The organism is Rubrivirga sp. (genome assembly GCF_049648075.1).
In the GTDB taxonomy this organism is placed as follows: Bacteria; Bacteroidota; Rhodothermia; order Rhodothermales; family Rubricoccaceae; genus Rubrivirga.
In genome coordinates this window covers 19,646-27,089 of record NZ_JBARYR010000166.1, presented here as the reverse complement: position 1 = coordinate 27,089, position 7,444 = coordinate 19,646, and the positions used below count along the sequence as shown (strand labels likewise).

The window sequence follows — 7,444 nt, the reverse complement described above, 5'->3', positions numbered from 1 at the left end:
GCGTCCTCGATGGTGGCGACGCGGTACGTCTGACGGCCGGTCGGTGGCGTCCCATAGCGAAGTGTGGCCGCGGCATCGAGGTGGACGCGGTAGCCCTGGCCCGGCTCGATGGTGGCGAGCGCGGGGTCTCCGTCGGGGTAGGCGCGGCCGTCGACGTCCTCGACGGTCGAGAGCGAGGCGGCGATCGTGGACAGGGCCGTCTCGACGGGCGTCGGCTGGTCGAGGAAGACGGGGATCCAACTCCACCCCTCGCCCAACACGATCTCCGAGGAGGAGAGGATGCGGGAGCCGGTCACCTCGAGGGTGAACGCGTCCTCGACGTGCACGAGAAGGGCTTCTCCCCACGCCCACCCTGGGAGGTCAGACACGCCGTACCGCGGGGCGAACGTGACCCCCCGAGCGTCCTTGATGAACAAGACGCGATCGAGGTCGGACCCGAAGATGGCGTCGAAAGACCGGTCGTCCGGGTGGACCCGGAGCGAGACCAGGTTCGGTCCGACCTCGAGGGCCACGGACTGCGTGTCCTCCGACCCTAGGATGGGCGAGGCGTCTTGCGACTGCGCGGGAGCCGAGAACGCGATCGCGGCGACCACGACGGCCCACCACACTCGAGGAAGGACAGATGACACGAGCATGGGAAAAGCGCGCTAGGGAATGACGTCAGTATCGACGGCCTGCCGTTGGGATTTAGCGACGTCGGTCTCGACCGCCGGGTCTCACATGTTTACTTTGGGCCTACAGCCTTTCCCCTGAGGATATGGAGGGCGCCCGTTGCCGCTCACACAGCGCGGGCTCTTCCACGGGGGCGGACACGGCGTGGGTGACGTAGCCGCAGAGAGGCCTCCGCGCATACCGACAAGGTCGTGCGCCGAAGCTACCTCGCAGAACGGGCAGGATAGACGACCGCCATCGTGCACTCTCCCCGACGGAGCGACCCGTCGCGTCACCCGCACCCTCCATGCTCCTGCTCCCCACCGCGCCAACGCGTCTCCGCAGCCGTCGTCCCGCGGCCTCAGCAAGAACGCCGCGCGCGTCCTCGTCGTCCCTCCGCCGGCTTTCGCTGGTGCTGGTGGGAGTCGTCGCGACGTGGGGCACCACGCCTCACGCCCAAGAAACCGCGTGGTACCCGCTCGCGACCGGCACGACGTGGACCTTCGCCGCCCTCGATGGATCGACGCGGACGCGCTCGGTCCAGCGGGACACGGTGGTCGCAGGGGAGAGCTTTCGGGTCGTCGAGGACGTGGACCAGGACTCCCGAGGGGTTCGCGTGGGCACGCGGAGGTTCGTGGTCCGGTACGACGCCACGAGCGCGACCTGGCGCTCCGGTCAGGGGCGGAGCACCGCCCTCGCTCCGTGTCCGCTGCCGGCCGTCCCGGCGGAGTCCGTCTCCTGTGACGACGAGGGGACGGACGTGCGGAGGGCGTCCGTCGGATCGGGTCCGGTCCCGGTAGGAGACGACGTCCTCGAGGTCGAGACGCTGACGCTCACTTCCAGGGTCGGCTTCGACATCATCGTGTACGCGAAAGGGGTCGGCCCCATCTTCTTTACGGAGGAAGGGCGGGCCTTTTCGCTCACGTCCCGCGCCCAAGACGACCTCGAGGACGAGCTCGAGGCCGTCCGCGCCTGGCCGAGCCCGACGGCCGGCCCGTTCACGCTGTGGTACCGCGCCGACACGTCGGCGCCGCTGGCCGGTGAGACGCTCGACGTGCTGGGGCGGCGTGTCGCCTCGTTCGCGCTCCCACCGGCCCCGGCGGGGAGGACCCGCCTCCTCAACCTGCCCACCGCGGCCGGCGTGTACGTCGTCCGAGTCCGGCGCGCCGACGGAACGGTGCTGGGTGAGACGCGCGTCGTGCGGGTCCGGTAGCTTCGGGCTGCCAGCGGCCGTCCCCGGCTCAGCGTTCTATGCCCCCGACGCCCTCTGTCCTTTTCGTCAACCAGCACTACTGGCCGGACGTCGCCGCGACGGGCCAGCAGCTGACGGACCTCGCGGAGTACCTCGCCGCCGACGGCCTCGAGGTCCACGTGCTGGCGGGCGCCGGCGGGTACGGGAAGGGACCGAGGGGCCGTTCCGGCGCGGAGGTCCGGCACGGGGTGACGATCCACCGGGTCCGAACGACGAGGTTCGGACGCACGACGAACGTCGGCCGCGTGACCGACTACGCCTCGTTCTACGCCGGTGCCTTCGCCCACGCGCTCCGGTCCCGATACGACCTGACGGTCTACCTCACGACGCCGCCCCTGCTGCCCTACGTGGGGGCCGTCGTCTCCCGCCTTCGTCGTCGGCCGTATGGTGTGTGGTCGATGGACCTCCATCCCGACGCCGAGGTCGCCCTCGGCATGATCCGTGAGGGGTCGCCGTTGACGAGGTCCCTCCACGCCGTAAACAACGCCGGCTACCGTCGTGCGCAGTTCGTCGTAGCGCTCGGGCCTCACATGGCCCGCCGGATTGCAGCGAAAGGGGTGGAGCCGTCCCGCATCGAGGAGATCTCGGTGTGGGGAGGACGAGACGAAGTTCAGCCGATCGAGGCCGCCGACAACCCGCTCCGTTCCGAACTCGGCCTCGAGGACAAGTTCGTCGTGATGTACTCGGGCAACGCCGGGCTCGCTCACCGATTCGACGAGGTCCAAGACGCGATGGTCGCGCTCCGAGACCACGAGCGCATCGAGTTCGTGTTCGCTGGCGGAGGCCCTCGCAGGCCGTCTCTCGAGTCGTTTGCAGAGGCCCAGGGACTTTCGAACGTCCGGTTCTTGGACTACTTCCCGCGCGAGCAACTCGCCGAGGCCCTATCGCTGGCTGACGTTCATTTGTTGACGCTGCGGGCCGACATGGCTGGAATCGCCGTTCCGAGCAAGCTGTTCGGTGCGATGGCAGCGGCTCGGCCGACGGCGGTCGTGGCGCCGACGGCGTCGGAACCGGCCGAGATCGTCGGGACGAACGAGATCGGGATCGTCCTGGCTCCAGGGGAGCAGGGGCTTGCGAAGCAGCTCGAGTCGCTCGCGGCGCGACCAGCGGACGCCGTTCGGATGGGCGCCAGGGCTCGACGAGTGTTCCTCGAGAGCTACGAGCGCGAGGTGTGCTGCCGCGCGTGGGCCGACGTGATTCGCTCGGCGATCGAGAGCTAGCGAGAGGTGGGGCGGAAAGGTCCTCCCCTGCCAGTGCCAGAACAGGCGATGGCACGAGGAGTGGCCCAGCGGGAGTCACCGATAGGAGCTGGATGAGAATGCGCTCTGTCGCGGAGCCATGACATCAGAAGGCTCTGTACCGGTCGGATCTAAGTGGGGCGGCCTCGGATCGATTCATGGAGTGTCCCCCACTCGCGTCGATGCGCCGGCTGTTTCTCCTGATCGCCCTGGTCGCGTCCCCTCCGGCACAGGCCCGGACCTGCCCCGAGCCCACCGGACATGACGCCACGCTCATCATCGCTGAGGGGCGGGCGCCGGACTTGGCAGACGGAGTCGTCGTTCGTGTGACGGACGCCCAGGGCCGTTGTGTGGGAGAAGCGGAGTGGAACTCGAGCGGCGTCGCTCTCGCCATCCGCGGGGACGACCCGATGACGCCCGCCCTCGACGGTCTTCGGGAGGGCGACCCGTTCACCGTCACGGCTGTCGATGCAGCTGATCGTGTTCTCGAGGTCTCACTTACGTGGGGACTCGACGGGACATCCGCCCCAGCGGTCTACCAGCGTGATCGCTTGTACCTGGTGAACCTGCGAGCCCCTGTCGCAAGCGTGGACATCGTCCTCGAGGGCGGTCCGGGGTGGTACCAACTCGCGGCGCCGGTCGAGGGCGCGACCGTGGAGTCGCTGCTGGGCCCGCTGTGGACCCAGGGGTATCCAGGCAGCGATGCCCCCGAGGGGCAAGCGACGGTCCTCGAGTATCAGGAGAGCGCGGAGGGCGCCGTCGGTTCAGGGTACGTCCCTATCGTCTCGTCGGAGGCGGAGGTCCCAAGTGGCGAGGGACGGATCGTGTACGTCTACGCCGACGATGACCCGCGGACACCGGCCATCGACGGCGGCTTCTCGAAGACGCTCTCGGTCGAAGGGGTGGAGCCGGCGCTTCCGTTCTCCTTCTCCGGGGTGACCTACACACCAACTGGGGACCCCGCCGGGGATGGCTGGAATCTGCTAGGAAACCCCCTGCGCACTCCGCTCGCACTCGGATCGGAGGGGTGGGGATGGACGAACATCTCCGGCGCGGTCTACGTCTGGGACCCCGTCACACGAGAGTACGCCGTCTACAGCACGAGCACAGGGACACTCGCGGATGCCGAGGTGCCCGTCGGTCGTGGGTTCTGGATCCACGCGACGGGTCCGAACCCGTCTCTTCAGGCGCCGGTCGGTGCCCGCGGGCTGGCAGGCGCTCGCCCCGACACCGAGACACCTATGGCCCTCGCACAGACGCCGGGCGACGTCGTCGAGCTACGGCTCACGGGCGAGGCGGATGACGGAGAGCGAGGAGCGAACGTCTTCGCAGTGTTTGGAGTCGAGGGGGCTGAGGCTGGACCGGACCGGCACGATGCCTACGCCTTGATTCCACCGTCGGACTCCTACGTCGTAGCCGGCTCGCGACGAGAGGACGGCGAGCTCCTCGCGATCACAGCGCTGCCCGCACTGCCCGACGGTGGAGAGGATCAGGTCCCGATCGAGCTCCCGATCGCGGTTGACTACGCTGCACTGTCGGGCACGTCGCTCACGTGGCGCTGGCCCCGCGTGCTCGCAGACTCCGACGGATGGACCGTCACGCTCTTCGACCGTCTGACCGGCAACGAGGTCGACCTGTCTCGGAAGACGTCGTACGTGTTCGACGCGACGCCTCCCCTCGGTACCGCGCCCCCCTCTGGTTCCGCTGCGATGGTCTCGAACGAGACGGGGGTCCGCCCTGCTCGCATGGCCGACGCGGAGCGCGCTGCAGCGCATCCGTCCTTCGTCTTTAGAACGCCAGAGAAGAGCCTACGTGGAGACGAGGACCGATTCGTGCTTCGTGTCGCCCCGGCCCACGCTGTCTCGACCGACGCCGCCGCGCTCACGTCGGTGGTCCAGCCGCCGGCTCCCAACCCCGTCCAGGGGACGGCCCGCCTCGAGATCAACCTGACGGAGCCCGCCGACCTCGAGGTGTCCGTGTACGACATGACCGGCCGGCGCGTCGCGTTGCCGGCGTCCGGTCGGCGGAGTGCCGGACGCCACGACGTCTCCCTCGAGGGCCGTCGCCTCTCGGCCGGCGTCTACGTGGTGAGGACGATGCTGCGATCTCTGTCAGGAGACGTGACCGTGTCCTCCCACGAGCTAACCGTGGTCCGGTAGCCGAACCGGCCGCGCGACCGACCTCGAGGACGCTACGCCCGGCCCAACCCGCTGGCGACCTCGTCCAGCAGCGCCTGCCGAAGCGCGTCCGGCGTCTGCGCGCCCTGGTCCGACGCGTCGCCCAGCCCGTGGCGGCGCACCGAGACGGTCCCGGCGTGGGCCTCGTTCTTGCCCACGATCAGCATGACGGGCGTCTTCTGGACCTCGGCGTCGCGGATCTTGCGCCCCACCTTCTCGGAGCGCGTGTCGACCTCGACGCGGAGCCCGGCGGCCTCGAGGTCGCCGGCGACGGCGGCGGCGTAGTCGTTCTGGTCGTCCGTGATGGGCAGGACCTGGACCTGGACCGGGGCCAGCCACAGCGGCAGGTTGCCGCCGGTGTGCTCGAGCATCACGCCGACGAACCGCTCCAGACTCCCGAACGGCGCGCGGTGGATCATGACCGGCCGGACGCGGTCGTCGTTCTCGTCGATGTACTCGAGGTCGAACCGCTCGGGCAGGTTGTAGTCGAGCTGGACCGTCCCGAGCTGCCAGCTCCGGCCGAGCGCGTCCTTGACCATGAAGTCGAGCTTCGGCCCGTAGAACGCGGCCTCGCCCTCGACCTCGACGGTCTCGATGCCGACCTCGAGGGCGGCCTGGCGGATCGCTTGCTCGGCCGCGTCCCACTGCTCCGCGTCGCCGATGTACTTCTCGGTGTTCGACGGGTCGCGAAGCGAGACCTGGGCCGTGAAGTCCTCGAACTCCAAGGCGCGCAGGACCACCATCGTCAGGTCGATGGCGTCCTTGAACTCGTCCTTGACTTGGGTAGGCGTGCAGAAGACGTGGGCGTCGTCCTGGGTAAACCCGCGGACGCGCGTGAGCCCGCCCAACTCGCCGGACTGCTCGTAGCGGTAGACCGTCCCGAACTCGGCCAAGCGCACCGGCAGGTCGCGGTAGCTCCGGGGCTTGCGGGCGTAGATCTGGGTGTGGTGCGGGCAGTTCATCGGCTTCAGCAGGTAGCCCTGCTCCTCACCGTCATCCTCATGTGTCCTCGAGGACGGGTCCTCGCCGTGCGGGATCGTGGCCGTGCCCGACTCCAGCATCGGCGGGAACTGGCTGTCCGAGTAGTACGGGTAGTGCCCGGACGTACGGAACAGGTCGAGCCGGCCGATGTGGGGCGTGACGACGGGGTCGTAGCCGCGCCGGACCTGCTCGTCCTTGAGGAAGTTGACGAGCGTCTCGCGCAGGCGTGCGCCGCGCGGCAACCAGATCGGCAGGCCCGGCCCGACCTTGTCGCTGAACATGAACAGCTCGAGCTCCTTGCCCAGCTTGCGGTGGTCGCGCTGCTTGGCCAACTCCAGCCGCTCGAGGTACTCCTCGAGCAGCTTTTGCTTGGGGAAGCTGACGCCGTAGATCCGCGTGAGCTGCGGCCTCGACTCGTCGCCACGCCAGTAGGCGCCGGCCAGCGACATGACCTTGACGGCCTTGATGGGCTTCGTCGAGGCGATGTGCGGTCCTCGGCACAGGTCGGTAAAGCCGCCCTGCTGGTAGAACGTGATCTCGCCGTCCTCGAGGCCGTCCAGGAGCTCCAGCTTGTACGGATCCGCCTTGGCCTCAAAATGAGCGACGGCGTCGGCCTTCGAGATCTCGGACCGCTCGAACCGGCTGTCGCGCCGGGCCAGCTCGGTCATCTTCTTCTCGATCGCCGGGAAGTCGTCGGACGACAGGACCGGGTGGTCGGTCTCGCTCAGGTCTACGTCGTAGTAGAAGCCGGTCTCGATCGCCGGCCCGATGCCCAGCTTGACGCCGGGGTACAGCGCCTCGAGCGCCTCGGCCAACAGGTGCGCCGACGAGTGCCAGAACGCCTGCTTGCCGCCCTCCTGCTCCCACGTCAGGATCGCGACCGTCGCGCCGTCGGGGAGGGGCCGGTCCAAGTCGCGCACCTCGGTCGTCCCGCCATCGGTCACCTCGACGGCGAGCGCGGCCCTCGCCAGGCCGGGCGAGATGGACAGGGCGAGGTCGCGGCCGGTGGCGCCGGCCTCGAGGTCGCGGGCGGAGCCGTCGGGGAGCGTGATCTGCATTCGTGCGTGCGGAATCGAGGTCGGGAACCGGAGATCGGCGCCGCCAAGCTACCGGCGCGACGTGGGGAGGCCCCGCCAGCCCGGCGA

Annotated in this window: 4 protein-coding genes and 1 pseudogene; 3 read left to right on the top strand and 2 right to left on the bottom strand. The window is 69.1% G+C overall.

Annotated features, from left to right (window positions below; all coding sequences use genetic code 11):
* Positions 1–635, bottom strand: a pseudogene (locus WBA11_RS04820) (hypothetical protein); the annotation flags it as partial.
* A 434-nt stretch (positions 636–1,069) separates the two neighbouring features.
* Here WBA11_RS04820 and WBA11_RS04815 point away from each other — a divergent pair.
* The 3 genes from WBA11_RS04815 (at position 1,070) to WBA11_RS04805 (ending at position 5,300) form a co-directional block, all read left to right on the top strand.
* Positions 1,070–1,864 carry a hypothetical protein gene (locus tag WBA11_RS04815; protein ID WP_424519586.1) on the top strand — a complete coding sequence of 265 codons (795 nt, stop codon included), beginning with the start codon at positions 1,070–1,072 and terminating at the stop codon, positions 1,862–1,864.
* A gap of 38 nt (positions 1,865–1,902) precedes the next feature.
* Entirely contained in the window at positions 1,903–3,123 is a 1,221-nt protein-coding gene (locus WBA11_RS04810; protein ID WP_424519585.1) for a glycosyltransferase family 4 protein, read from the top strand.
* A gap of 200 nt (positions 3,124–3,323) precedes the next feature.
* The gene (locus WBA11_RS04805) at positions 3,324–5,300 is read left to right on the top strand and encodes a T9SS type A sorting domain-containing protein (RefSeq protein ID WP_424519584.1); all 1,977 of its coding nucleotides are present in this window, start codon (positions 3,324–3,326) and stop codon (positions 5,298–5,300) included.
* A 32-nt stretch (positions 5,301–5,332) separates the two neighbouring features.
* On the opposite strand, the gene thrS is transcribed toward WBA11_RS04805, so the two are convergent.
* Entirely contained in the window at positions 5,333–7,357 is a 2,025-nt protein-coding gene (gene thrS / locus WBA11_RS04800) for a threonine--tRNA ligase (RefSeq protein ID WP_424519583.1), read from the bottom strand.
* Between the last annotated feature and the right edge of the window lie 87 nt (positions 7,358–7,444).

Coding starts and splice junctions, on each gene's coding strand:
- WBA11_RS04810 (WP_424519585.1), top strand. CDS start 1,903: ATGCCCCCGACGCCCTCTGTCCTTTTCGTCAACCAGCACTACTGGCCG.
- WBA11_RS04805 (WP_424519584.1), top strand. CDS start 3,324: ATGCGCCGGCTGTTTCTCCTGATCGCCCTGGTCGCGTCCCCTCCGGCA.
- thrS (WP_424519583.1), bottom strand. CDS start 7,357: ATGCAGATCACGCTCCCCGACGGCTCCGCCCGCGACCTCGAGGCCGGC.